The organism is Prescottella agglutinans (genome assembly GCF_004011865.1).
Taxonomy (GTDB): Bacteria; Actinomycetota; Actinomycetes; order Mycobacteriales; family Mycobacteriaceae; genus Prescottella; species Prescottella agglutinans.
In genome coordinates this window covers 102,939-128,612 of the sequence record NZ_RKLP01000008.1, presented here as the reverse complement: position 1 = coordinate 128,612, position 25,674 = coordinate 102,939, and the positions used below count along the sequence as shown (strand labels likewise).

Below are 25,674 nucleotides of genomic sequence, written 5' to 3'. Positions count from 1 at the left end.
GTCCGGCGCGGCGACCCTGGCCGGAGTATGTCAGCTTTCCCGACCGAACGGCTACCCCGGACTGACCGCGACGAGCGATGCCGGGGACCACGCCGGGAACTGAGCGCGAATCAGGCGTCGGCGCGGCCCAGCAGCGCCGACGCCCCCTCGACCAGCAGATCCCGCCACTGGATGTAGTCGTGACCGCCGCAGAATTCGCGGTAGTCCACCTCGAACCCTTTGGCCCGCAGTAGGTCCCGCACCTCTCTGTTCTCCCCGATCAGTCGAGGCTCGAGCAGTCCGGCGGCCATCCAGAAGCGTGACGCGCTCACCTCGAGGCCCGCCAGCCGATTCTGGATCGAGTGTCCCCGCATCTCGGGTCGCGGCCACCAGAACGAGCCCGACAGGCTGACCGCCCCACCGAAGTGGTCGGGAGCGTGCAACGCCGCGAAGGTGGCCGCGAGTCCGCCGTAGCTCGAACCACCGACCAGCACCGACGCCGGATCGCCGGTCGCACCCCACCGCTCACGGAGATGCGGCAGCAGGTCGCCGGTGAGTGCATCGAGAAACTCCGGGCTGCACGGCAGTTCGCGCGAACGCAGACCGGGGTCGATGCTGTCGATCATCACCACCAGCGGAACCCGGTGGCCGCGCGCACCGATCCGGTCGAGGGCGGGCGCGAGCGGAATCTCGACCGCCGCCACCCGGCCGTCGAACACGACGAGCACCGGGCGGTCCCTCCGCGCGAGCCCCGGGGGTTCGTAGAACCAGATGCTCCGGCGCACCCCCGCGAGCACCCTCGACTCCTCCGTCATGGTGCCGCGCGCCGGCGCGCCGTGCACCCACCACCGCTGCGTGGGCGCACCCGGCATCACCGCCTCCGAACGCGCGGGCAGACCCATCGACGACACGACCGGCAGCGGGTTCAGTTCGTCGGTGACGAGACCGGCGATCACGCCGCGCCACCACTCCCATTCCGTCTGCCCCGCAGCAGGTTCGATGATCGGCTCGACGCGTGGCAGGAAGCCGTAGCCGCCGCGCCACTGCTCGGGCACCTCCCGCGAGAGCATCCACAGGTCGCTGCCGGGCACCCGCCGGAGCGCGTTGCCGCCGGGGTCCCGACGGTCGGTGACGCCGTTGGCGTCGAGGTAGACGTGGCGGACCGGCGATCCCGCCGGCGCCCGCCACACGAACGTCGCGGTCACGAATCCGGGCCGGCCCGGGTCGATCAGCGGCCCGCCCTCCGCGCGCAGGCGCCGCTCGAGAACGTCGGCCGACGCGACCTCCGACATAGGTACCCCTTACTAAAGTAATGCTTCCCTAATAGTAGGGTCACCTTACTCACCCCCAGGAGGACCCCCCCTTGTCATCCACAACCCTTCGCCGACGCCCGGTCGGCACCCGCTTCGCGGTCGCCCTCGGCGCCCTCGCGATCGGGCTGACGACGGCCGCCTGCTCGTCCGACGACGAGTCCGCGGACGCCGCGGCGCCCACCACCGCGCAGTCCGGCGAGTGGCCCCGCACCGTCGAGACCGCCACGGGCCCGGTCACGCTCGACGCCCAGCCCCGGCGCATCGTGTCCACCAGCGTCACCCTCACCGGATCGCTGCTGTCGCTCGACGCGCCGCTGATCGGCACGGGCGCGCAGCCCAAGAGCACGGTCACCGACGATCAGGGCCTGTTCACGCAGTGGGCCGACGTCGCCGCCGAACGTGACGTCGAGGTCCTGTACCAGGGCCCGCCGAACGTCGAGAAGATCACCGCGGCCGCCCCCGATCTGATCGTCGTCTCCACCAGTGGCGCCGACTCGGCCGCGCAGCAGGTCGAGACCCTGTCGCAGATCGCCCCGACGCTGCTGTTCGACTACTCCGACAAGTCGTGGCAGGACCTGACCACCCAGTTGGCCGCCGCGGTCGGCAAGGAGGATCGGGCGAAGGAACTGCTCGCCGAGTTCGACGCGAAGGTCGACGACGCCAAGCAGTCCATCGCGCCCGCCCTGGAGGACGGCGCCGCACCCGTGAACATCCTCACCTACAACTCGCCGGAGGATTCGCGCATCTTCACGGCCGAGTCGGCGCAGGGACGTCTCGCCACGCGACTGGGCCTCACCGTCGCCGATCTGCCCAGCGAGATCGCCGGCACGGGCGCGGCGGCCGGACGCTCGGACATCGTCGCGGTGAACATGGAGAACCTGCCGCGCGCGCTGACCGGTCCGACGACGTTCGTCATCAACGCCCAGCAGCCGGGTGCGGACAGGTTGAAGGCCGACCCGACGCTCGCCGCCGTGCCGTCGGTGCAGCGCGGCGCCGTCTTCGCGCTCGACTACGACAGCTTCCGCCTGGACTACTACAGCGCGAACAACGTCGTCGACCGCATCGTGGCGGCGCTCTCCTAGCCCCTCGAATTCCCGTTCAGGGCTTGGGAACACGACAGTGGCCGGTCACCGCGAGGTGACCGGCCACTGTGGTGTTCGTCGGTTACTGCTTGGTGAGCGCGTGCTCCGCGGCCGCCAGCAGGACGCAGGTCGCGACGCCGTCCATCGCCTTCGCGAGCTCGTCCATCGACGGGAAGCTCGGGGCGAGGCGGATGTTCTTGTCCTCGGGGTCCTGCTTGTACGGGAAGGCGGAACCGGCCGCGGTGAGCGCGATGCCGGCTTCCTTCGCGAGCGCGATGACGCGCTTTGCGGTGCCGTCGACGACGTCGAGACTGATGAAGTAGCCGCCCTTGGGCTCGGTCCACGACGCGACCTTCGTCGCGCCGAGGCGATCCTCGAGGATCTCGAGCACCTTGGCGAACTTGGGCGCCAGGATCTCGCGGTGCTTGTCCATGTGGGCACGGACACCGGCGGCATCACCGAAGAAGCGCAGGTGGCGCAGCTGGTTGACCTTGTCCGGGCCGATGCTCTTCTTGCCGAGGTGCTGCTGGTACCAGGCCTGGTTCGCCTCGGAGCTGCCGAAGAAGCTGACACCCGCGCCGGCGAAGGTGATCTTCGACGTGGACGCGAACACCAGCGGACGGTTCGGGTTCCCGGCCTCCGCGGCCATGCCGAGGATGTCGAGCGCGGGCGCGCACTCCTCGACCAGCGGGTGCACGGCGTACGCGTTGTCCCAGTAGATGCGGAAGTCGGGGGCCGCTGCGGGCATCGACGCCAGCGCCCGGGCGACGTCCTCGGAGTACACCGCACCGGTGGGGTTGGAGTACGTGGGAACGCACCAGATGCCCTTGATCTGCGGATCCGACGTCACCAGTTCGGTGACCTCGGCCATGTCCGGGCCGTCGTCGCGCATCGGGATCGCGATCATCTCGATGCCGTACGACTCGGTGATCGCGAAGTGGCGGTCGTAGCCGGGCGCGGGGCACAGGAACTTGATCACCGACTCCTGCGACCACGGCCGCGGGGAGTCCGGGGTGCCGTGCAGCAGCGAGAACACGATGGTGTCATGCATGATCTCGAGGCTCGCGTTGTTGCCGGCAATCAAGTTCGCCGTCGGGATGCCGAGCAGTTCGCCGAAGATCGCGCGCAGTTCCGGCAGGCCCGTCAGGCCGCCGTAGTTGCGGCAGTCGGTGCCGTCGCCGTCCCGGAAGTCGCCGTCACCCGGAAGCGCGAGCAGGCCGTTCGACAGATCCAACTGTTCCGGCGCCGGCTTGCCACGGGTGAGGTCGAGCTTGAGCTTCTCCGCCTTGAGCTGTTCGTACTTCGCCGTCTGACGCTCGAGTTCGGCGCGAAGTTCTTCATGGCTCATCAACCCGATTTGGGTCTGCACAGGCATGGGCGGCCTTTCACCGACTCGACTGGTCGGGGACGGGAAGAGATAGGGGACCCCGCGCACCCGGCAGAGCCCGTTGACCCTTGCTGCCTTCCGGCCCTGGGGGAGTTCACAGGATGCGCGCCGCGCGGGATCCGCCTACGAGTGTAACCGGACGATCGGGAATCGCAGTGATCCACCCCTCCCGGGGACCCCGTTTGGCATTCCTACCCCTCCAACAGGTAGGCTCCCCCACGGAGGATTCGCCTAGTGGCCTATGGCGCTCGCCTGGAACGCGGGTTGGGTTAACGCCCTCAGGGGTTCAAATCCCCTATCCTCCGCCACGGGAAGCCCCCGATCTGCGACATCGCAGATCGGGGGCTTTTCTCGTTGTGCCCGGCGTACTCATCGAAGCCCGGGCATTTCCGCCGACGCGGTGCGACGCCGCCGAACGTCACCCCCAGCACGTCCGTTGTCCCCTACACCGGGACAAGACACGTTTCGTGTCCGGCCGCGAATGTAACTTGTATCGTTACCTCGCCGAGTTCCCGCGATGAACGGGTCCTCACGTCGGCGCTCACTGGGGGGTGCTGGTAGGTGAAGCACAGTGCACGACGAATCCGAGGGGATGATGGCGTCCAACGACGAATACATCTGTGTGCCCGTGGAGCACGACCACATCACACGAGATCGATCGATCCGCGTCGCGCTTCTCGAACCGCCGACGGTGCCCAGCGAACACCTCGCCGCGCACCGGACGGACAGATGACGCCAACCCGACGGTAGCCACCTTCACCACCGCCGTCCGCAATCGGCAATCGGCAATCGGCAATCGGCAATCAGCCCGAGCGGTCGAAGGCGCAGGCGCAACTGCGCCGGCATCCCCGCCTGTCAACGTGTCGCCCAAGCCTCGGGCACGCGGATCCCACACGCTTCGAACGACTTCGCCCAACTGGCACGAAGCTTCGACAGACCGAATCCAATCCCACGGAGGAACCATGACCACTCCCGATCGCCCGCTCGTTCCCGCGCCGGTTGCGTCGAACCCCGACACCCTCGTCCTTCCGAAGGTGGCTCCTTCGACGCCGGTCCCGACTCCGCCGCCGCCCTCGATGCCCGCCGGTTGGTACGCGGATCCGGAGGGAAAGCCGGTTCAGCGGTACTGGGACGGCGTTCGGTGGACGGAACACACCGCACCTCAGGCGCATGCTCCCGCCGTCGCCGCACCGCCCGCTCCGATCATCATCAACAATTCGTCGTCGGCGTCGGCAGCGGCAACCGTCGTGGTCAGCGGCCGCAAGCCCGTCAACCACCTACTGCACTTCATCCTGACGATCCTCACGGGCGGGCTATGGCTCATCGTGTGGATCATCGTCGCCATCGCCCGGCGATGACGCTCACCCGCCCGGCGCGTTCGTGATCTTCTCCCCCGCCGGGTTGAGCGCCCACCACAGGTTGTCCATGCCCTGACCTGCCACCGAACCGGGCCGCGAATCGCCCGCGAACAGGTACAACGGCATGCCGTTGACGGTGACCTGGTGGCCGCCGAGCGGCCCGGGAATCGTGCCGACGACGCCGCCGACACCGGCCACCTCGGGGCGGGTGGTGTCACTCGTGACGGGCGGCCACATCTGGAGACACCTCGAGTCGCACGCGCTGGCGTTGGTGCCGGGTCGGTCCCGGTCGTACGCGTAGACGGTCATCCCGTTCACGTCGACCACGACCTCGCCGATGCTCGTCTGGGCGGTCGACAGTGCCGGACCGGCCGCCGGCACCGTCGACGGCATCGGTGTCGTGGACGGAGCCGGACCGGAATCGTCGTCGTTCGAGCAGCCGACCAACACCGCGCCCGCCGCGAGCACGGTGAGCGGGATCGCAAGAATTCTCCTCATGCGTGGGCTCCTCTCCTGACCTTCGGGCCGTCCCGGTTCGGCCCCTGACTGTCGGTGCCCGCACCTACCCTGGGCCGCATGGGGTGGTACACGCCGACCGCGGTGACGCCGGACCTTGCCGGGACCCTCGTGTGCGCGTGGTCGGCACGCGCGGAGGGTCGGCACCTACTGGTGCCCGACGGCTGCATCGACGTGCTGTGGATTCCCGGTGTGGGCGTGCGGGTCTGCGGACCGGAGACCACCGCATGGTCGTTCACGCTGCCACCCGGCACCGAATCGTTCGGGATCCGCTTCCGCCCGGGATCGGCCCCGCACGTGCTGCGCACCTCGGCGGCCCAGATCCGCGACATCCGGGTCGACCTCTCCGACGTGCTGGGGTCGGCAGCCGAGCGCTCCCTCGTCGACCGACTCGAACACACCGACGGCGCCGCAGCCCGACTGGCGGTGTTACAGGCCGCCGGACGGCGCTGGCTCGACGCCCGGCCCACCCCCGATCCGCTCGCGGCCCGGATCACCTCGGCACTGTCCGCCCACTCCTGGAGCGTCGACACGCTGGCGGGCGCGTCGTCGATGACCGGACGCCAACTGCAGCGCCGCTGCAACGACGCGTTCGGGTACGGGCCGTCGACGCTGCGCTCGATCCTGCGACTGCAACGCTTCATGCACCTGGCCCGAGCGGACCGCGACCGCGGTCTCGCCGCGCTCGCCGCCGACGCCGGGTACAGCGACCAGGCGCACCTGTCCCGCGAGTGCCGGCGCATCGCGACGGTCACGCCCACCGAACTGCTCGCCGGGGAGGCCCCGGACTGGCACGGCGCGGCGTCGGTTCTCGATGTCCGATCGATGCAAGACCGTGCCGCCGCCGAGAACGGAGAATCGGCTGCATGATCACCACCGAATCGACCCCCGACCTGTACCGACGCCTCGCCGCGAGCCTCACCGAGATCGTCGATGCCGTCCCCGCCGATCGTTGGGACAGCCCCTCCCCGTGCGCGGGATGGAGCACCCTCGACGTGCTCGCCCACGTCGTCGAGACGCAGACCCGGATGATGGACGTCGTCGGCCTGTCCGTTCCCGACGGCCCGTCCGTGGCTTCCGATCCGGTCGGCGCGTGGCGGCACACGCGGGACGCGGTCCAGGCAATCCTCGACGACCCGGCGAAGGCCGGACGCGAGTACGACGGCCACTTCGGGCGCACCGACCTGGCGTCGACGATCCGCACCTTCTACTGCTTCGACCTGATCGTCCACGGCTGGGACATCGCCCGCGCCGCAGGCCTGGACGAGACGATCCCTGACCGTGACCTGGAGATGCTCGACGCCGTCATCGCGCAGCTCGGCGACTCGCTCCACATGGACGGCGTGTGTGGGCCGGCGGTCGCGGTGTCCCCGGACGCCGACCGCCGTACGAGGGCCCTCGCGGCGCTCGGCCGCCGCGCCTGATCGAACCGCACCCGGCGGCGACGTCATGTGTCGTCGCCGGGTTTGTAATGCTCCTCCTCCGGCAACGGCGTGCGGTCACTGTCCGCCTCGCGGTCGCTGCTCTCGATCAAGTCGGTCACCCGGCGACCGGCACTGCCGGGACCCACGTGGGCCTCGGCCCGTATCCGCTCCACCATGTGCGGGTAGTGCAGTTCGAATGCCGGCCGCTCCGAACGGATCCGGGGCAGCTCGGTGAAGTTGTGCCGCGGCGGCGGACACGTCGTCGCCCACTCGAGCGAGTTGCCGTAACCCCACGGGTCGTCCACGGTGACGACCTGCCCGTAGCGGTAGCTCTTGAACACGTTCCACAGGAACGGCAGCGTCGAGGCACCCAGGATGAACGAGCCGATGGTGGATACCTCGTTGAGAGTCGTGAACCCGTCGGTGGGCAGGTAGTCGGCGTAGCGGCGCGGCATGCCTTCGGCACCGAGCCAGTGCTGGACGAGGAACGTGGTGTGGAAGCCGACGAACGTCATCCAGAAGTGCCACGTGCCCAACCGCTCGTCGAGCATGCGGCCGGTCATCTTCGGGAACCAGAAGTAGATGCCCGCGTAGGTGGCGAAGACGATGGTGCCGAAGAGCACGTAGTGGAAGTGCGCGATCACGAAATACGAGTCGGTGACGTGGAAGTCGATCGGCGGGCTGGCCAGCAGTACACCGGACAGACCACCGAAGAGGAACGTGACGATGAACCCGATCGAGAACAGCATCGCGGTTTCGAACGTGAGCTGGCCGCGCCACAGCGTGCCTATCCAATTGAAGAACTTCACACCGGTCGGAACCGCGATGAGGAATGTCATGAACGAGAAGAACGGCAGCAGAACGGCACCCGTCGCGTACATGTGGTGCGCCCACACCGCGACGGACAGCGCGGAGATCGCGATCGTCGCGTACACCAGACCCGTGTAACCGAAGATCGGCTTCCGGGAGAACACAGGGAGGATCTCCGAGATGATGCCGAAGAACGGCAGCGCGACGATGTACACCTCGGGATGGCCGAAGAACCAGAACAAGTGCTGCCACAGAAGGACTCCGCCCGTCGCGGGCTCGTAGACGTTCGCGCCGACCACCCGCTCGGCGAACAGGCCCATCAGCGCCGACGTCAGGATCGGGAACGCCACCAGGATCAGGATGCTGGTGATGAAGATGTTCCACGTGAAGATCGGCATCCGGAACATGGTCATGCCGGGTGCCCGCAGACAGATCACGGTGGTGATCATGTTGACCGCGCCCAGGATCGTGCCGAGGCCGCTGAGCGCGAGCCCCATGATCCACAGGTTGGCCCCCATCCCCGGCGCGTGCAGGTCACTCGTCAACGGCGAGTACGCGGTCCAGCCGAAGTCGGCCGCGCCGCCGGGTGTGATGAACCCAGCCGACGCGATGATCCCGCCGAACAGGTACGCCCAGTAGCTGAAGGCGTTGAGCCGCGGGAACGCCACGTCGGGGGCGCCGATCTGCAGCGGGAGGATGTAGTTCGCGAATCCGAACACGATCGGCGTCGCATACAGCAGCAGCATGATCGTGCCGTGCATCGTGAACAGCTGGTTGTACTGCTCGTTCGACAGGAACTGCAGACCGGGGACCGCGAGTTCGGCGCGCATCAGCAGCGCCAGCAGACCGCCGAACATGAAGAACGCGAACGACGTGATCAGGTACATGATCCCGAGCAGCTTCGGATCCGTCGTCGTGATCACGCGATAGATGAATGCGCCCTTGCGGGCCCAGCGCGGCGGATAGGGCCGAACGGCAACGGGTTTGGATGCGACGGTCGCCACCGGGACCTCCTGACCGCACGTCCCGGCGACGGGTGCGCGCTCCCTCGAAGGCGTCACCGGTCGCGATCTGCCGAAGCATCCATCGGCAGGGCGGCGGCCGGCACAGACTCAGCACTGTGGACGCTACGCCTTCCGAGGCCTGTTTGGCTACGGATTCGGCCGGGCGGACCGGGTCCCCGACACCGTCAGCGACCCCGATAAGCTGCACCAATGCCGAAACAGGTCGACGGAACCACCCATGCGGGACGATTCGCTCCCAGCCCGTCCGGCGACCTGCATCTGGGCAACCTGCGCACGGCGCTGCTCGCCTGGCTGTTCGCCCGCTCCACCGGACGCCGCTTCCTCGTCCGCGTCGAGGATCTGGACCGGGTCCGCCCCGGCGCCGAGGAACGCCAACTCGCCGACCTCGCCGCGCTCGGACTGGACTGGGACGGCGACGTGGTCCACCAGTCGACGCGGCTGCCGCTGTACGACTCCGCGATCGCGCGGTTGCGGCGCGCCGGGCTCACGTACGAATGCTTTTGTACGCGTAAGGAAATCCTCCAGGCGGCGTCGGCTCCGCACGCACCGGCCGGTGCGTACCCGGGCACATGCCGCAATCTGACCGACGCCGAACGCGCCGAACGGCGGGACAGCGGCCGCCCGCCGGCGCTGCGACTGCGGGCGGGGACGGACAAGTTCACCGTCGAGGACGAGTTGCGCGGCCGCTACACCGGCACCGTCGACGACCTGGTGCTCCGACGCGGCGACGGGACCCCCGCCTACAACCTCGCGGTGGTCGTGGACGATGCGGCGCAGGGCATCGACCAGGTGGTCCGCGGCGACGACCTGCTGTCGTCGGCGCCCCGCCAGGCCTACCTCGCCGGGCTGCTGGGGCTGCCGGCGCCGACGTACGCGCACGTGCCACTCGCACTCAACGCCGAGGGCAAACGTTTGGCCAAGCGCGACGGCGCGGTCACCCTGGCGGACCAGGAGGCGCTGGGGCGCACCCCGACCGACGTCCTGGCCGCGCTCGCGCGGTCGCTGGGAATGGCCGCCGACGGCGAGATCGTTACTCTCACTCAGCTTCTCGATCGGTGGGATCCTGAGAGTGTTCCTGCGGATCCGTGGATCTTCGACAGCTGATTTCGATCGCGTAGAACGCGCAAACCAACCATCCGCCACGTAGGGTGTGGGACCAGAACGTCGATCTTCCGCAAAGGACCGCGACGAAACCCAGGTGCACACATGACAACTGGTGGACAAGACCCGAACCGGAATCCCGAAGACGGCAACAACGAACCGCAACCCGGGGGTGCCCCTCCGCCCCCGCCGGGCAACTACCCCCCGCCGCCACCACCACAAGGCGGCTATCCCCCGCCGCCGCCACAGGGTGGCTATCCCCCGCCGCCACCTCCTCCCCCGCCCGGCAATTACCCTCCACCACCTGGCAGTTACCCGCCACCGCAAGGCGGCTATCCGCCCCCGCCGGGGAGCTATCCGCCACCCCCACCGGCATTCGACGCCGGCTACGGTCAGGCGCCCCCCGGAGGCGGGCTCCGCGTGGGTGACGCGATCTCGTACGCGTGGCGCAAGTTCGCGGGCAACGCCCTGTCCTGGGTGGTGCTGATGCTCATCGCCGGGATCATCCAGGGCCTGCTGAACTGGGCGTTCAACGATCGAGATTCGTTCGCGACGAACGTGATCGGAACCTTGGTCATCGCGATCGTCGGCTACCTGCTCCAGGCCGCATTCGTGACCGGCGCACTGCAGGAGACGGACGGCACCAAACCGTCCATCGGGTCGTTCTTCCGACTCCGGAACATCGGGGCCGTCATCGTGGCGTGCTTCCTCGTCGCGGTGCTCACGACGGTCGGCCTGATCCTGTTGATCATCCCGGGCCTGATCGTGATGTTCATGACGTGGTGGACACTGCAGTTCGTCATCGACCGGAACCAGGACCCGATCACGGCGATCAAGTCCAGCTTCGGCGCGATCGCCTCGGACTGGGGAACGCTGCTGCTCCTCGCCCTCGCCATGATCGGCCTGAACATCCTCGGCCTGATTCCCCTCGGACTGGGTCTGTTCATCACCGTTCCGATGACGATCATCGCGTCGACCTACGCATACCGGGTCATCACGGGAGGGCGCGTGGAGCCTTAGCCGACCCGCACAAAACCGACTTACCCGTATTGTGTCCTCGCACGTTGCCTAACCATGCACAGACGAGGGGACACGATGAATACCGGCGACACCAACGATCCGAGCAACTCGGGGGCCTTCGGCGGCGCAGCGACGCCTCCGCCCGGTTTCCCCCCGCCCGGGTTCCCGCCGCCCGGCCCGGGCCAGCCCGTGCCGCCGCCGCCCGGCCCTCCGTACGGCGGCTTCACCGCGGCCCCGCCGGCCCCCGGTCCCATGGGCCCGGGCCCCATGGGCGGACAGCCCGGGCAGTCGCCGAGCAGCTTCTTCTCGGCGCTGTTCGACTACAACTTCGACAGCTACGTCACCCCGAAGGTCGTCAAGGTCGTCTACATCCTCGTGACGATCTTCGTGGGTCTCGGTGCGTTGTCGATCGGTGTGTCGGGCTTCACCGGCGACGCCCCCGCTCTCGGGATCTTGACGCTGGTCCTGGGCGCGCTGTTCTTCATCGTGATGCTCGCGCTCGTCCGCATCAGTCTCGAGTTCTACGTCGCGGTCATCAAGATCTCCGAGGACGTGAAGGAACTCAAGCGGCGCTGACGCCCTGAGTCCCGCGTTTTGCGCACTTATCGCTGCCTGGACCACCCGGGACCAGCGATAAGTGCGCAAACCGGGCGGCGGTCGGGGCGGGTCTGCGTCACACCGCGGCGGATGCTTGGATGGCGCGGTGACAGAGTCAGTACAGTCCCCGCCCCACGCGTCCGATCCGGCGTCCTTTGCGCACGTCAGCCGCGGCTACTACGCCACCATGGTGGCCCTGTTCACGGCGACGCTGCTGATCTCCAATATCTGCGCCACCAAGGGGGTGGCGTTCTTCGTCGACCAGGACGTCTCGGTCGGCCCGTTCCAGATCCTGCCGATCATCACCGACGGCGGATTCTTCCTCTTCCCCCTCGCCTACGTCGTCGGCGACGTGCTCAGCGAGGTGTACGGCTTCAAGGCGACGCGACGCGCGATCTACATCGGTTTCGGGTCGCTGCTGCTCGCGGCGCTGGCCTTCTGGATCACCCAGGAATTGCCGCCCGCCGACTTCTACGAGAACCAGGCCGCCTTCGACGCCGTCGTCGGCGTCGTGCCGCGACTGCTGATCGCCGGGCTCGCCGGCTACCTGGTCGGCCAGTTGCTCAACTCGGCCGTCCTGGTGCTCATCAAGGAACGCACCCGCGAGAAGCACCTGTGGGCGCGGCTGATCGGTTCCACCGTCGTCGGCGAGTTCGCCGACACCCTGATCTTCTGCTCCATCGCCGCCGGCGCGATCGGCATCTCCACGTGGGAGGACTTCCTCAACTACCTGATCGTGGGCTTCCTGTGGAAGACCCTCGTCGAGATCCTCGTGATGCCGGTGACGTACCGGGTGATCGCGTACGTGAAGAAGCGCGAGCCCAGCTACGCGCCGTTGGACGACGGCCGCTTGCCGTAGAAGCGGCCGAGGGTCTCGCGCTTGAGCTCCTCGAAGTAGCCGCCCTCGATGCTCTCCCGGATCCGGTCCACCAGACGCACGGTGAACCGCTCGTTGTGGATGGTGCAGAGCGTCGAGGCGAGCATCTCCTTCGCCTTGAACAGGTGGTGGATGTACGCGCGCGTGTAGTTGGCGCACGTGTAGCAGTCGCACTCGTCGTCGATCGGGGTGAAGTCCCGACGGAACCGCGCGGTGTTGATGTTGAAGCGGCCGTCGGGGTGGTAGATCGCCGCGTTGCGGGCCACCCGCGACGGGTTGACGCAGTCGAACGTGTCGGCGCCGTTCTCGATCGCCACGAACATGTCGTCGGGCTCGCTGATGCCGAGCATGTGCCGCGGCTTGTGCTCGGGCAACTCCTCGTTGACCCACCGCACGATGGTGCCGAGGTTCTGCTTCTCGAGCGCGCCGCCGATGCCGTAGCCGTCGAAGCCGCGACCGCTGACGCCGGTGATGGACTCGAGTCCGCGGGCGGCCTGCCGCCGCAGGTCCTCGTACTGTGCGCCCTGCACCACACCGAACAGCGCCTGGTACGGACGGTGCGCGCGCTCGGCGGTGAGCTTCTCGTGCTCGGCGATGCACCGCACCGCCCACGCCTGCGTCCGCTCGACGGACTGCTCCTGGTAGCCGCGAGTGTTGAGCAGCGTGGTCAGCTCGTCGAACGCGAACATGATGTCGGCGCCCAACTGATGCTGGATCTGCATCGACACCTCCGGGGTGAACCGGTGCGGCGAGCCGTCGAGGTGCGACTTGAACGTGACGCCGTCGTCGTCGACGTGCGCGAGGCGCTGCTTGCCCTCGGCGATGACGTCGTCGGACTGGACGCCGACGGCCTCCATCGCGAGGACCTTCTTGAACCCGACACCGAGCGACATCACCTGAAAGCCGCCGCTGTCCGTGAAGGTGGGGCCGTCCCAGTTCATGAACTTGCCGAGCCCGCCGGCCTCGTCGACGATGTCCGGTCCGGGCTGCAGGTACAGGTGGTACGCGTTGGCGAGCACGGCCTGTGCGCCGAGGTCCCTCATCGACTCCGGCAGCACCGCCTTGACGGTGGCCTTGGTGCCGACCGCGATGAACGCGGGCGTCTGGATGTCGCCGTGCGGCGTGTGGATGGTGCCGGTGCGGCCCAGACGGTCGGGCAGGCGGGTGCCCACCGTGAAGAACGGGTCGGGCGGGGTCGGCACTACATCACTCACCTGGCCATAGTGTCACAGCGAAGGTCGACGACCCCGACTCCGGCTACGCCCGCTTGCGGGCGGTGAGCAGCAGGTACTCCCAGTCCATCGCGAACGACCCGTCGCCCACCTCGAACTGCCGGGCCAGGTCGGCGAGCCCGGCGTCGAGCGCCGCGACCTTGTCGGCATCGTCGGATATCGCCTTGTACACCGCAATCATCGGACCGTAGTTGGCCTTGAAGTAGTCCCGGAACGCCTCCGGACTGTCGAAGTGGTCGACGCGGACGGTGTCGCGCTGCGCGACCACATCGGTGACCCGGTCCCCCAGCAGTTCGCGGACGTGAGCCTCGTCGCCCCACAACGGTGGCGGCTGCGCACCGGGCGGGGGCGGCGGCGCATACGGCTTCATCACCGCGAACATCCGGCCGATGAACCCGTCCGGCGTCCAACTGAGCAGGCCGATGGTGCCACCGGGCTTGCACACGCGGACCATCTCGTCGGCGCCGGCCTGGTGATGCGGCGCGAACATCACGCCCAGGCACGACATCACGACGTCGAACTCGGCGTCGCCGAACGGCAGCGCCTCCGCGTCGGCGGCCTGCCATTCGAGTTCGGCGCCGCGCTTGGCGGCGAGTCGCCGTCCGGCGTCGAACAGTTCGGGCGTGAGATCCGACGCGACGACCGCGGCACCGGTCAACGCGGCCGGGATCGCCGCGTTACCGCTCCCCGCACCGACGTCGAGAACCCGCTGCCCGCTGTGCACACCCGATGCCCGGACGAGCACGCCGCCCAGGTCCGGGATGACGTCGGCGGCGACGGCCGGGTAGTCGCCCGACGCCCACACCGCACGATGTTTGGCCTTGAGCGCGCGGTCGGCTTCCTTCGCAACAAGTGATTCGCTCATGATCCGAGCCTGCGCCCAGCCGATAACGATCGAAAGACCCCCGAGGGGTTGCCGGCGACCACCCCGCTACCGGCCGCGGCTACCACTTCCGGTCACCGGATAGCTAGAACACGTTGCAGTTTTGCCGTCGCCGCGCCCAAGCGGGGCGGCATCCACTCGGCACTCGCGACCCGAATCGGGCGAATCGCCGAGGCCCGATGCTTCAGCAAACAAAAAGGTAAACGCCGTATCTCGATCGCAAAACCTGAACCGGCGCACAGTCTGCGTCATCGGATTCCGATCGGCGAGTTCCCCGAACCGATACGATGAACACGTTCTAGTATCGAGATGTAGTTGCAGGAATCAACCACGGACCGAGACGAGGGAAACCATGGGACACGTCCTGGATCGGATTGCGCAGTACGCCGACGAGATTCGCGTCGACGGCGTCGAGGGCGACAAGCTGATGCGTCTGACCGACGCCAACGCCAAGCGACTGCGGGAGGCCGGGGTCATCCGGATGCTGCAGCCCAAGGGCCACGGCGGCCTCGAGGTGCATCCCCGAGAATTCGCCGAGACCACGATGGCGATCGGCGCGATGGACGGCGCCACCGGCTGGGTCGGCGGCATCGTCGGCGTCCACTCCTGGGAACTCGCCTTCTTCGACCCGAAGGCCCAGGACGAGGTCTGGGGCAAGGACCCCGATACCTGGATGGCATCGCCGTACGCACCGATGGGTGTGGCAGTGCCCACCGACGGCGGCTACATCCTCAACGGACGCTGGTCGTTCTCGTCGGGCACCGACCACTGCCAGTGGGTCATGATCGGGGCGGCCGTCGGCGATCGCGACGGCAATCGATCGGTGCCGCCGCAGATCCTGCACGTGCTGCTGCCCCGCAGCGACTACGAGATCGACCACGAGAGCTGGGACGTCGTCGGCCTGCGCGGCACCGGCAGCAAGGACCTGATCGTCGAGGACGCCTTCATCCCGACGCATCGCACGCTGGACGCGTCGAAGGTGTTCGACGGCACCGCACCGAAGGAGGCCGGCCGGAGCGAGACGCTGTACAACTTCCCGTTCTCGTGCATCTTCCCGCTCGGCATCACGTCGTCCCTGATCGGCATGGCCGAGGGTGCGCTGGCCTGCCACATGGCGGCGCAGCGGACCCGGATCACGGTCGCGGGCACCGCCGCCAAGGAGGACCCGCACGTGCTGTTCGCCATCGGTGACGCGGCCGCAGAGATCGCGGCGTCGCGGGCCGCGCTCCTGTCTACCGTGGACCGCTTCTGGGACATGACCGAGCGCGGCGAGGAGGTCACCTTCGAAGAGCGGGCCGTCGGCCGGCGCACCCAGACCGCGGCCGCGTGGCGCGCGGTCCGCGCCGTGGACGAGGTCTTCGCTCGAGCCGGTGGCGGTGCGCTGCAGATGAAGACGCCGATGCAGCGGTTCTGGCGGGACGCCCACGCCGGCCTGTCGCACGCGATCCACGTGCCCGGGTCGATCTTCTACGCCTCCGCGCTGACCGAACTCGGCGGCGAGCCACAGGGCATCCACCGCGCGATGATCTGAATTCCTACGGCACCGAGAAGGTTGCGACGCCCGGAGTGATCGGTCCGGCCACTCCGGGCAGGAGGGCCACGGCGATCTGCCCGGGGCCGGTCTGCAGGGTCGCCGCGGCCGGGACACCGTTCAGCCCGTCCGACAGCCAGGACGAGCCCGACGCCCCGGTCGACAGATTCAGCCAGCGCACCTCGGACGAGAGCAGGCATCCCCACCCGCCGTCCTTGCCGCCGGTGATGGTCACCGTGCCCGGTTGTTCGCCGACCACGGCCACACAGCGGACCGCGGGCGCGTCGAAACTGCCGTTGGGATTCCCGAACGGCGCCGGGTCGACCTGGAACGGGACGGTCACCGCCGCGGAGGCGATCGCTACCGGCGTCAGCACCGAACCGACTGCGAATCCGGCGCAGACGGCCAGTCGGCGAACGGTATTCATCACAGCAACCTCCTGCAGTCGGACTTCCGGACGTGATGCCCATCCTGCTCCCAGGCTGTGGTCGCCGCAGCGCGATGCCCGTTTCAGGACCCGACGTCTAGTCGCGGGCGAGATCCGGCGGGAAGCCGCCGGTCGCGATCGGGCCCCACGCGTCGATCGTGATGCGGATCAGACTCTTGTTCTGCTTGCGCATGGCGTCGCGGTACTCGTCCCAGTCGGGGTGTTCACCCGAGATGCACCGGAAGTACTCGACGAGCGGTTCGAGCGCGTCGGGCATGTCGAGCACCTCCGCGGTGCCGTCGACCTGCACGTACGCCCCGTTGAACTCGTCGGACAGCACACAGATACTCACGCTGGGGTCGTGGCGCAGGTTGACGGCCTTGGCCCGCTGCGGATACGTCGAGACCACGATCCGACCCTCGGCGTCGAGGCCCGACGTGACCGGCGAAATCTGAAGTCCGCCCGACTTTTTGCGAGCAATGAGAACACTGCGATGACGTGGTCTGATGAAGTCGAGCAACTGTTCGCGGGTGACGTGTTCGGCGGTGGCGACGGCCATGGCGCACTCTCCTGATCGGCTCGGTCCGTGTGCTTTCCCAGCCTATCGGCGCGACAATCGAAGTCGGCGGCCGATCGCTGGAGGGCTCGATGACATTTCGACGAAGCCGATCATTGGGTCGGAGGCCCGACCAACGAGAAGTCACCCCCCTCGAACTCTTCTCCGATCTCGTCTACGTGTTCGCCATCGGGCAACTGTCGGCGCACCTGCTCGGAAACCTCACCTGGCCCGGACTCGCCGAGACCGCCGTGCTCTACGTCGCGGTGTTCACGGCGTGGGCCTACACGACGTGGGCGGGCACCCTGACCGATCCCACGCAACCATCCGTCCAGATGACCACCTTGCTCGGCATGCTGGTCGGGTTGTTCATGAATGCGTCGATACCCTCCGCCTTCGACAGCTGGGGGTGGCTGTTCGCCAGCACGTATCTGACCATCCAGATCGGCCGGACGACTTGGCTGCTGACGGCCGGCCTCGACCCGGTGATGCACCGGCACTTCCAGCGCACGCTCACCTGGCTGGCGGCGACCGCACCGCTGTGGATCGCCGGAGCCGTGGTGGGACACGATGCCCGGCTGATCCTGTGGGGCATCGCCACGACGGTCGACGTCGTCGGCGTGCTGACAGCACACCCCCTGCCGCACAGGCGAATACATTCGGAGCGCGTCGCGTTCGTGGCCGAGCACTACTTCGAGCGCACGCGCCTGTTCTTCATCATCGCGCTCGGCGAGACCGTCCTGACCACCGGACTGGCGATCTCGCACGCTCCGCTCGAGCCGATGACGCTGTTCGTCGGCACCGTCGCGCTGACCGGAACGATCATGCTGTGGTGGGTGTATTTCCGGCGGTCCGAACGGATTGCGCGCCAACAGCTCACCGACGGATCCGACGCTGTGAAGATCAGCCGGTACGCCCTGTACGCGCTGATGGTGATGGTCGCCGGACTGCTGGCCATCGCGGTGGGCGACGAACTCGTGATCGCGCACCCCGACCGGGCCACCGACCTCAGTACGAATGCGCTGCTGTTCGGGGGTCCGCTGCTCTTCTTCGCCGCGCAGTCCTGGTACATGCGGGTGGCGATCGGCGAGTTGCCGCCGTCGCGACCCGCGGCGATGATCGCGCTGGTCGTGCTCGGCGCGGCCACCCTGCCGCTTCCGCTCTACGCCGCGGCGGTCGGCGCCCTGCTCGTCATCGCCGCGGTGGCGATCGCCGACGGCCGCCGGGCGGCCTCCGAAGTGTCGGGTTCACCCGGGTAGCGGAACGACACGCCGCGTCAGCGGAACGCCGCGTGCCCGGTCAGCGCCCGCCCGATCGACAGCAGGTGCATCTCGCTGGTGCCCTCGTAGGTGAGCACCGACTCGAGATTGTTGGCGTGGCGCAGCGGCGAGTACTCGAGCGTGATGCCGTTGGCGCCGAGGATCGTCCGGCACTCGCGGGCGATCTTGATGGCCTCGCGGACGTTGTTGAGCTTGCCCACGCTGATCTGGTCGGGCGTGATCTCGCCGCGGTCCTTGATGCGGCCCAACTGGATCGCCAGCAGCACGCCCTTACCCAGTTCGAGGGTCATGTCGGCGAGCTTCTCCTGCGTGAGCTGGTACCCGGCGAGCGGCCGGTCGAAAACCTCACGGGTACCGGCGTATTCGATCGCCGTCTCGAGGCTGTCCCGGGCCGCACCGAGGGCGCCGAACACGATGCCGAACCGGGCCTCGTTGAGGCACGACAGCGGCGCACCGAGCCCGCGGGCCTCCGGCAACTGCGCCGACGCCGGCACCCGGACGCCGTCGAGCACCAGTTCCGATGTCACCGACGCCCGCATCGACAGCTTATTGTGCACGGTGTTCGCAGTGAATCCCGTTGTGTCCGTGGGGACGAGGAAGCCCCGAACCCCGTCGTCGGTCTGCGCCCACACGGTCGCGACGTCGGCGACGCTGCCGTTGGTGATCCACATCTTGGTGCCGTCGAGGATCCAGTCGCTGCCGTCGCGGCGGGCACGGGTGCGCATGCCGGCCGGGTTGGAGCCGAAGTCCGGTTCGGTGAGCCCGAAGCAGCCGAGCGCCTCGCCGGTCGCCAGGCGGGGCAGCCACTCCTGCTTCTGCTCCTCCGAGCCATACCGGTGGATCGAGAACATCGACAGCGAGCCCTGCACCGACACGAAGCTGCGCAGGCCGCTGTCCCCGGCCTCGAGCTCGAGGCAGGCGAGCCCGTAGCTGACGGCGTTGGTGCCCGCGCAGCCGTAGCCCCGCAGGTGCATCCCGAACAGCCCGAGTCCGCCGAGGTCGCGGGCGATCTCCCGTAGCGCCTCCGGCTGCAGCGTGCCCGACTCGAACCACTCCGGCAGCTGCGGCCGCAGCCGCTGGTCCACGAGCCGTCGGACCGCGCCCTGGATGTCGCGTTCCTGCTCGTCGAGCAGGTAGTCGATCCCGAACAGGTCCAACGGCTCCATGGTCATGTCAGTCCACCGCCCCCGCGAATTGGCTGTTGTACAGGTCGAAGTACGCGCCGCGCCGCTCGAGCAACTCGTCGTGGCCGCCCTGCTCGACGATCCGGCCGTTCTCCATGACGACGATCAGGTCGGCGTCGCGGATCGTGGACAGCCGGTGTGCGATCACGAAGCTCGTGCGGTCGCTGCGCAGCACCGCCGTCGCCTGCTGCACCAACAGCTCGGTGCGGGTGTCGACGGAGCTGGTGGCCTCGTCGAGGATCAGGATCGACGGCTGCGAGATGAACGCGCGGGCGATGGTGATCAGCTGCTTCTCGCCGGCGCTGATGTTGCTGCCCTCTTCGTCGATGACCGTGTCGTAGCCGTCGGGCAGCATGTGCACGAACCGGTCGACGTAGCTCATCCGGGCGGCCTCGCGGATCTGCTCCTCGGTGGCGTTCGGGTGGCCGTACGCGATGTTGTCGCGGATAGTGCCGCCGAACAGCCACGTGTCCTGCAGCACCATGCCGATCCGCGAGCGCAGGTCGTCGCGCGTCATCAGCGAGGTGTCGGTGCCGTCGAGCGTGATGCGCCCGCCGTCGACCTCGTAGAACCGCATGATCAGGTTCACCAGCGTGGTCTTGCCGGCGCCCGTGGGACCCACGATCGCGACCATCTGCCCCGGCTCCGCCGTCAGCGACAGGCCCTCGATGAGCGGGGTCTCCTCGTCGTAGCTGAACCGGACGTCCTCGAACTCGACGCGCCCGCGCGAAACCACCGGGCTGGCGGCGGGATCCGGATCCGCGGACTCCTCCTCCTCGTCGAGGACCGCGAACACGCGCTCGGCCGACGCGATGCCGGACTGCAGCAGATTCACCATCGAGCCGATCTGGGTGAGCGGCTGCGTGAACTGGCGCGAGTACTGGATGAACGCCTGCACGTCGCCCAGGCTCATCGTGCCCGACGCGACCCGCATGCCGCCGATGACGGCGATGGCGACGTAGTTCAGGTTGCCGAGGAACATGATCGCCGGCATCACCATGCCGGAGATGAACTGCGCCTTGAACCCCGACTGGTACAGCTGCTCGTTCTTCTCCTGGAACGCGGCGTCGACCTCGCGGTGGCGACCGTAGGCGGTGACCAGTTCGTGGCCGGTGAGCGACTCCTCGATCTGGCCGTTGAGCTCGCCGGTGGTCTTCCAGACCGCCGCGAAGTGCGGCTTGGAGCGCTTGGCGATCTTGGCCGCGACGATCGCGGACAGCGGCACCGTGAGCACCGCGATCAGCGCCAGCAGCGGCGAGATGGAGATCATCATCGCGAGGATGCCGAACACCGTGAGCGTCGAGATCAGCAGCTGACTCAGCGTCTGCTGCAGGCTCTGCGAGACGTTGTCGATGTCGTTGGTGACGCGGCTGAGCAGGTCGCCGCGCGAGGTCGCGTCGAAGTAGCGCAGCGGGAGCCGGTTGAGCTTGCGTTCGACTTCGTTGCGCAGCGACCGCACGACGCCCTGCACGATGTTGTTGAGCAGGTACGCGGCCGCCCAGGACACCAGCGACGACGCGATGTACAGCGCCAGCACCAGCGCCAGCACCCGACCGACGGCGGAGAAGTCGATTCCGACGCCCGGCACGAGGTTCATGCCCGAGACCATGTCGGCGAACTGGTCCTGGCCCGACGCGCGCAGGCCCTCGACGGCCTGGTCCTTGGTGAGCCCCGCCGGCAGCTGCCGGCCGATGACACCGTCGAAGATCAGGTTGGTGGCGTGACCGAGCAGGCGCGGACCGATCACCGACAGCACGACGCTGATCACCGCGAGTACCAGCACGACCGAGACGGCGATCCGGTGCGGGCCGAGCCGTCCGAGCAGGCGCTTCATGGACGCGCCGAAGTTCTCCGCCTTGGCGGCCGGCGCCCCGGGGGCGCCCGGCATCGGGGGCGAGGACTGGGTCGAGGTGCTCACAGCGCCTCCTGGACCGAACGCTGGGACTCGACGATCTCGACGTACGTCGAACACGTCTCGAGCAGTTGCTCGTGCGTGCCGATCCCGACCGTCGCGCCCTCCTCGAGGACGATGATCTGGTCGGCGTCGACGATCGTCGACACGCGCTGGGCCACGATGATCACGCAGGCATCCTTGGTCTCGGGCCGCAGCGCCGCACGCAGCCGGGCGTCGGTGCTCAGGTCGAGCGCCGAGAACGAGTCGTCGAACAGGTAGACGGACGGGCGGCGGACGAGCGCCCGCGCGATCGCGAGACGCTGCCGCTGACCGCCGGACACCGTCGTGCCGCCCTGCGCGACCGCGGTCTCGAGGCCCTCCGGCATCGCGCGGACGAAGTCGGCGGCCTGCGCGATCTCGAGCGCGCGCCACAGTTCGTCGTCGGTGGCGTCCGGCTTGCCGTAGCGCAGGTTGCTGGCGACGGTGCCGGAGAAGAGGTACGGCTTCTGCGGCACCAGCCCGATCTGCGCGCGCAGCAGTTCCGGATCGAGTTCACGGACGTCGGTCCCGGACACGGTCACCGCGCCGGACGTGACGTCGATCAGGCGCGGGATGAGGCCGAGGAGCGTGGTCTTGCCGGATCCGGTGGCGCCGATGATCGCGGTGGTCTTGCCGGGTTGGGCGGTGAAGCTGATGCCGCGCAGCACGGGTTCGTCGGCACCCGGGTACTGGAACTCCGCGTTGCGCAGTTCGACCAGCGCCGGACGGTCCATCACGGTCACCGGCGAGGCCGGCGGCAGGACGGACGGCTCGGTGTCGAGGACCTCGGTGATGCGCTCGGCACACACCGCGGCGCGCGGGGCGAGCATCGCGATCATCGACGCCATCATCACCGACATCAGGATCTGCATGATGTAGCTGAGCAGCGCGGTCAGCGAGCCGATACCCATGCCGCCGTTGTCGATCTCGTGGCCGCCGAACCAGATGACCGCGACACTGGTGACGTTCGCGATCATCATCACGATCGGGATCATCAGTGCCGCCATGCGGCCGACGCGCAGCGCGGTGTCGGTCAGGGCACCGTTGGCCTCGTCGAACCGCTCCGCCTCCGAGCGCTCCCGCACGAACGCGCGCACCACGCGGATGCCGGTGATCTGCTCGCGCAGCACCCGGTTCACCGCGTCGATGCGGGTCTGCATCGTCCGGAACGCCGGCACCAGCTTGGTGATCATCACGGTCATCGTCAACGCGAGGAGCGGGACGCTGATCGCGAGGATCCACGACAGCCCGGCGTCCTCGCGGATGGCCATGATGACGCCGCCGACGCACATGATCGGGGCCATCACCAGGATGGTCGCGCTCAGCACGACCATCATCTGCACCTGCTGGACGTCGTTGGTGCTGCGGGTGATGAGCGACGGCGCCCCGAAGCGGCCGAACTCGCGGGACGAGAAGTTCCGTGCCCGGCTCACGACCGCGCGGCGCACGTCCCGGCCGAAGCCCATCGCGGCGCGGGCGCCGAAGTAGACCGAGCCGATGGAGCAGATGATCTGCACCAACGTCACGAGGAGCATCTTCGCGCCCGCCGACATGATGTAGCCGGTGTCGCCGGCGGCCACTCCGTTGTCGATCAGGTCGGCGTTGACGCTGGGGAGATACAGCGCGGCGCCGGTGGCGACAAGTTGGAGGAGGACGACGCCTGCGAGTTCGCGCTTGTATGGCCCCAGATAGGTGCCGAGGAGTCTGATCAGCATGGTTTGCGAAGGTTACCAATCCAGAGGGCGAAAAAGGAGGGATCGGCCCCGCGTCTTCGGGTCCGATCCCTCCCTCTTCATCGAATGTTCACAGTGTCTTTCAGGAGACCGTGGCGTCCTCGAGTTCGCGCTTCTCCCGCGGCAGCGCGCGGGCCAGCTTCTCGCCCTCGATGTCGACGTTCGGCAGGATCTTGTCCAGCCACTTCGGCAGCCACCACGCCTTGTCGCCCATGAGCGCCATCACCGACGGGATGACCAGCATGCGGACCACGAACGCGTCGAAGAACACGGCGGCCGCGAGCGCGAAGCCCATCGACTTGATGAACGAGTTCGGTTCCGCGATGAAGGCCGCGAACACGGAGATCATGATGATCGCCGCGGCCGTCACGACGCGGGCACCGTGGTTGAAGCCGAGGGTCACCGCGTCCTTGGCGGACGCGCCGTGGACGTACTCCTCGCGCATGCGGGTCACCAGGAACACCTGGTAGTCCATCGCGAGGCCGAACACCACGCCGACCAGGAAGATCGGCATGAAGCTGACGATCGGCTGCGGGTTGGCGGCCAGTCCGCCCCAGCCCTCCTGGAACACCGCGACGGTGGCGCCGAAGGTGGCGAGGACGCTGAGCAGGAAGCCCAGGGTCGCGGTCAGCGGCACCAGCAGCGACCGGAACACCAGCATCAGCAGCACGAACGCGAGTCCGACGACCACCGCCAGGTAGGGCACCAGCGCGTCCTGCAACCGCTCGGAGATGTCGCCCTCGAGCGCGGTCTGACCGGTCACGCCGTAGCTGACGCCGATGCTGTCGTGCAGGTCGGATTCGGCGCCGCGGATGTCGGCGACCAGATCCATCGTCGACGGATCGCTCGGGCCGCTGCGCGGGGTCACCAGGATCTGCGCGGTATCACCGGCCTCGTTGACGCCGCCGGGGACGACCTGCGCGTTGAGGACGTCGGGCTGCTCGGAGATCTTCTCGACGACGGCGTCGAACGCCTCACCCTTCGGCACGGTCGCGTCCTGCGCATCGACGACGACCAGCAGCGGGCCGTTCTTGCCGGGCCCGAAGCCCTCGTTCACCAGGTCGTACGCCTGGCGGGCGCTGGTCGCCGGGTCGCCGCTGCCCTCGTTGGGCAGCGCCAGTTCCAGCTTGGTGGCGGGGAGCGCGAGCGCACCCAGCAGCAGCACACCGGCGATCAGCCCGACCGCGGGACGGCGGACCACCGCGCCGGCGTACCGGCGGGCGAAGGTCACCTTGCCGTCGTCGCCCTCCGAGTCCCGCTGGCTCAGGCCGGGGATCCGGCCGGCGAACGCCTTGCGGCCGAACAGACCGAGGATGGCCGGCAGCAGCGTGAGCGCGATGAGCACGGCGATGAACACCGTCGACGCGGCGGCCGCACCCATGTCGGACAGGAACGGGATGCCGACGACGCGCAGCGCGACGAGCGCGATGATGACCGTCAGGCCGGCGAACACGACCGCCGAACCCGCGGTGCCGACCGCGCGGCCCGCGGCCTCGGACCGGTCGTCGGTGAGCGTCAGTTCGTGCTTGAAGCGCGAGACGATGAACAGCGAGTAGTCGATTGCGACGGCCAGACCGATCATCACCGCGAGCGTCGGGGTCATCGAGCTGAGGTCCATGAAGCCGGTCGCGACGGTGATGCCGAGGCTGCCGATCATGATGCCGATGATCGCCGTGATCAGCGGCAGTCCGGCGGCGACGAGCGAGCCGAACGTGATGACGAGGACGATGGCGGCGACGGCGATGCCGATGAGCTCGGTGATGCCACCCGGCATCTCCGCCTCGGTCGCGGCGGAGCCGCTGACCTGCACGTTGAGTCCGGCGTCGCGGCCGGCGTCGGCGGCGGCCGCGATCTGATCCCGCAGCGCCTGGTCCACGTCGCTGAACTCGCCGTCGAACGGAACCTCGATGTAGCCGACGGTGCGGTCGGCGCTCAGCGGCGACAGCGCCTTCGCGTTCGCGGCGGCGACGTCCTCGGGGATGCCCTGCTGACCGGCGGACGCGACGGCCATCTGCTGCAACCCGGCGTCCGCGACGACCGGGTCGGTGAGCGCGCCCGGTGTGCCCGGCTCCCCCTTGGCGCTCGCGCTGACCATGTCGATGCCGCGCAACTTCGCGATGACGGAATCCATCGCGGCCTGGTTCTCCGGGGTGTCGAGCGTCTGCCCCTCGGGAGCGGCGAAGACGAAGCGCGCCGACAGCGAGTCCATCGGGCTGCCCTGGTCGCCGAACCGCTCGGCCATAAGGTCCTGCGCCTGCTGCGCGGGAGTGCCCGGGATGGAGAACGAGTCCTTCGTCGGACCCGACAGAGTGGCCGCGCCGACGCCCATCAGGACCAGGATGGCCAGCCAGATGGACAGGACCGTGCCTTTTCGCCGGTAGGCGAATCGACCGATCCGGTAGAGATAGGTGGCCATTCACGGCTCC

Annotated in this window: 22 protein-coding genes, 1 tRNA gene and 1 other RNA gene; 11 read left to right on the top strand and 13 right to left on the bottom strand. The window is 68.4% G+C overall.

All coding sequences use genetic code 11. The features are described 5' to 3' along the window. Positions 1–110 precede the first annotated feature (110 nt). The gene (gene fes / locus EGT67_RS16215; RefSeq protein ID WP_127917111.1) at positions 111–1,271 is read right to left on the bottom strand and encodes an enterochelin esterase; all 1,161 of its coding nucleotides are present in this window, start codon (positions 1,269–1,271) and stop codon (positions 111–113) included. 71 nt (positions 1,272–1,342) lie between these two features. Between fes and fepB the strand changes: the two genes are divergently transcribed. Then, the gene (gene fepB / locus EGT67_RS16210) at positions 1,343–2,374 is read left to right on the top strand and encodes a Fe2+-enterobactin ABC transporter substrate-binding protein (protein WP_127917110.1); all 1,032 of its coding nucleotides are present in this window, start codon (positions 1,343–1,345) and stop codon (positions 2,372–2,374) included. Positions 2,375–2,456: 82 nt separating this feature from the next. Here the strand turns inward: fepB and EGT67_RS16205 are convergent, their stop codons facing one another. Together EGT67_RS16205 and ffs are read right to left on the bottom strand one after the other, a co-directional pair. Then, entirely contained in the window at positions 2,457–3,749 is a 1,293-nt protein-coding gene (locus tag EGT67_RS16205) for an aspartate aminotransferase type Ic (protein WP_127917109.1), read from the bottom strand. A gap of 41 nt (positions 3,750–3,790) precedes the next feature. Continuing rightward, positions 3,791–3,885, bottom strand: an RNA gene (ffs, locus tag EGT67_RS16200) — signal recognition particle sRNA small type. Positions 3,886–3,981: 96 nt separating this feature from the next. Between ffs and EGT67_RS16195 the strand changes: the two genes are divergently transcribed. Continuing rightward, positions 3,982–4,069, top strand: a tRNA-Ser gene (locus EGT67_RS16195). A gap of 654 nt (positions 4,070–4,723) precedes the next feature. Further along, positions 4,724–5,119, top strand: coding sequence for a DUF2510 domain-containing protein (locus EGT67_RS16190; protein ID WP_206612414.1), 396 nt, complete (start codon positions 4,724–4,726; stop codon positions 5,117–5,119). Between the two features lie 3 nt (positions 5,120–5,122). Here the strand turns inward: EGT67_RS16190 and EGT67_RS16185 are convergent, their stop codons facing one another. Next, positions 5,123–5,617: a COG4315 family predicted lipoprotein gene (locus EGT67_RS16185; protein ID WP_127917108.1), complete on the bottom strand. Its 495-nt coding sequence runs from the start codon at positions 5,615–5,617 to the stop codon at positions 5,123–5,125. Positions 5,618–5,695: 78 nt separating this feature from the next. Here EGT67_RS16185 and EGT67_RS16180 point away from each other — a divergent pair, with 78 nt between their 5' ends. Together EGT67_RS16180 and EGT67_RS16175 are read left to right on the top strand one after the other, a co-directional pair. Beyond that, a complete protein-coding gene (locus EGT67_RS16180; protein WP_127917107.1) occupies positions 5,696–6,505 on the top strand; it encodes a helix-turn-helix domain-containing protein in 810 nt (269 codons plus the stop codon). Further along, positions 6,502–7,059, top strand: coding sequence for a TIGR03086 family metal-binding protein (locus EGT67_RS16175; protein ID WP_127917106.1), 558 nt, complete (start codon positions 6,502–6,504; stop codon positions 7,057–7,059). The genes EGT67_RS16180 and EGT67_RS16175 overlap by 4 nt, the downstream gene beginning before the upstream one ends. A gap of 23 nt (positions 7,060–7,082) precedes the next feature. Here the strand turns inward: EGT67_RS16175 and ctaD are convergent, their stop codons facing one another. Beyond that, complete coding sequence (ctaD, locus tag EGT67_RS16170) at positions 7,083–8,873, bottom strand: aa3-type cytochrome oxidase subunit I (protein WP_127917105.1); 1,791 nt, start codon at positions 8,871–8,873, stop codon at positions 7,083–7,085. 210 nt (positions 8,874–9,083) lie between these two features. On the opposite strand from ctaD, the gene gluQRS reads away from it, so the two are divergent. The 4 genes from gluQRS to EGT67_RS16145 all read left to right on the top strand — a co-directional run bounded on the left by gluQRS (position 9,084) and on the right by EGT67_RS16145 (position 12,471). Then, positions 9,084–9,998: a tRNA glutamyl-Q(34) synthetase GluQRS gene (gluQRS, locus tag EGT67_RS16165; protein WP_127917104.1), complete on the top strand. Its 915-nt coding sequence runs from the start codon at positions 9,084–9,086 to the stop codon at positions 9,996–9,998. Positions 9,999–10,415: 417 nt separating this feature from the next. Then, complete coding sequence (locus EGT67_RS16160; protein WP_338324863.1) at positions 10,416–11,015, top strand: hypothetical protein; 600 nt, start codon at positions 10,416–10,418, stop codon at positions 11,013–11,015. Positions 11,016–11,090: 75 nt separating this feature from the next. Continuing rightward, positions 11,091–11,591, top strand: a complete 501-nt coding sequence (locus tag EGT67_RS25220) for a DUF4282 domain-containing protein (RefSeq protein ID WP_206612413.1) — start codon at positions 11,091–11,093, stop codon at positions 11,589–11,591. A gap of 127 nt (positions 11,592–11,718) precedes the next feature. Continuing rightward, positions 11,719–12,471, top strand: a complete 753-nt coding sequence (locus EGT67_RS16145; RefSeq protein ID WP_127917100.1) for a queuosine precursor transporter — start codon at positions 11,719–11,721, stop codon at positions 12,469–12,471. On the opposite strand, the gene tgt is transcribed toward EGT67_RS16145, so the two are convergent. Together tgt and EGT67_RS16135 are read right to left on the bottom strand one after the other, a co-directional pair. Then, positions 12,438–13,703 (bottom strand): tRNA guanosine(34) transglycosylase Tgt, encoded by a 1,266-nt coding sequence (gene tgt / locus EGT67_RS16140; RefSeq protein ID WP_127917099.1) that lies wholly within the window; start codon positions 13,701–13,703, stop codon positions 12,438–12,440. The genes EGT67_RS16145 and tgt overlap by 34 nt on opposite strands. Positions 13,704–13,746: 43 nt before the next feature. Beyond that, a complete protein-coding gene (locus tag EGT67_RS16135; protein ID WP_127917098.1) occupies positions 13,747–14,586 on the bottom strand; it encodes a class I SAM-dependent methyltransferase in 840 nt (279 codons plus the stop codon). Positions 14,587–14,956: 370 nt separating this feature from the next. Here EGT67_RS16135 and EGT67_RS16130 point away from each other — a divergent pair, with 370 nt between their 5' ends. Beyond that, positions 14,957–16,135, top strand: a complete 1,179-nt coding sequence (locus EGT67_RS16130; RefSeq protein ID WP_127917097.1) for an acyl-CoA dehydrogenase family protein — start codon at positions 14,957–14,959, stop codon at positions 16,133–16,135. 4 nt (positions 16,136–16,139) lie between these two features. On the opposite strand, the gene EGT67_RS16125 is transcribed toward EGT67_RS16130, so the two are convergent. Continuing rightward, positions 16,140–16,562: a hypothetical protein gene (locus tag EGT67_RS16125; protein WP_127917271.1), complete on the bottom strand. Its 423-nt coding sequence runs from the start codon at positions 16,560–16,562 to the stop codon at positions 16,140–16,142. Between the two features lie 97 nt (positions 16,563–16,659). Further along, positions 16,660–17,121, bottom strand: a complete 462-nt coding sequence (locus EGT67_RS16120) for a PPOX class F420-dependent oxidoreductase (protein ID WP_127917096.1) — start codon at positions 17,119–17,121, stop codon at positions 16,660–16,662. Between the two features lie 89 nt (positions 17,122–17,210). On the opposite strand from EGT67_RS16120, the gene EGT67_RS16115 reads away from it, so the two are divergent. Continuing rightward, positions 17,211–18,377 carry a low temperature requirement protein A gene (locus EGT67_RS16115; protein WP_127917095.1) on the top strand — a complete coding sequence of 389 codons (1,167 nt, stop codon included), beginning with the start codon at positions 17,211–17,213 and terminating at the stop codon, positions 18,375–18,377. Positions 18,378–18,394: 17 nt separating this feature from the next. Here EGT67_RS16115 and EGT67_RS16110 read toward each other — a convergent pair whose 3' ends face one another. The 4 genes from EGT67_RS16110 to EGT67_RS16095 all read right to left on the bottom strand — a co-directional run bounded on the left by EGT67_RS16110 (position 18,395) and on the right by EGT67_RS16095 (position 25,664). Next, positions 18,395–19,570 carry an acyl-CoA dehydrogenase family protein gene (locus EGT67_RS16110; RefSeq protein ID WP_127917094.1) on the bottom strand — a complete coding sequence of 392 codons (1,176 nt, stop codon included), beginning with the start codon at positions 19,568–19,570 and terminating at the stop codon, positions 18,395–18,397. A 1-nt stretch (position 19,571) separates the two neighbouring features. Continuing rightward, complete coding sequence (locus EGT67_RS16105; protein WP_127917270.1) at positions 19,572–21,470, bottom strand: ABC transporter ATP-binding protein; 1,899 nt, start codon at positions 21,468–21,470, stop codon at positions 19,572–19,574. A 26-nt stretch (positions 21,471–21,496) separates the two neighbouring features. Beyond that, positions 21,497–23,230 (bottom strand): ABC transporter ATP-binding protein, encoded by a 1,734-nt coding sequence (locus EGT67_RS16100; protein WP_127917093.1) that lies wholly within the window; start codon positions 23,228–23,230, stop codon positions 21,497–21,499. Between the two features lie 100 nt (positions 23,231–23,330). Beyond that, on the bottom strand, positions 23,331–25,664 hold the full coding sequence (locus EGT67_RS16095; protein WP_127917092.1) for an MMPL family transporter: 2,334 nt from the start codon (positions 25,662–25,664) through the stop codon (positions 23,331–23,333). Positions 25,665–25,674 lie beyond the last annotated feature (10 nt).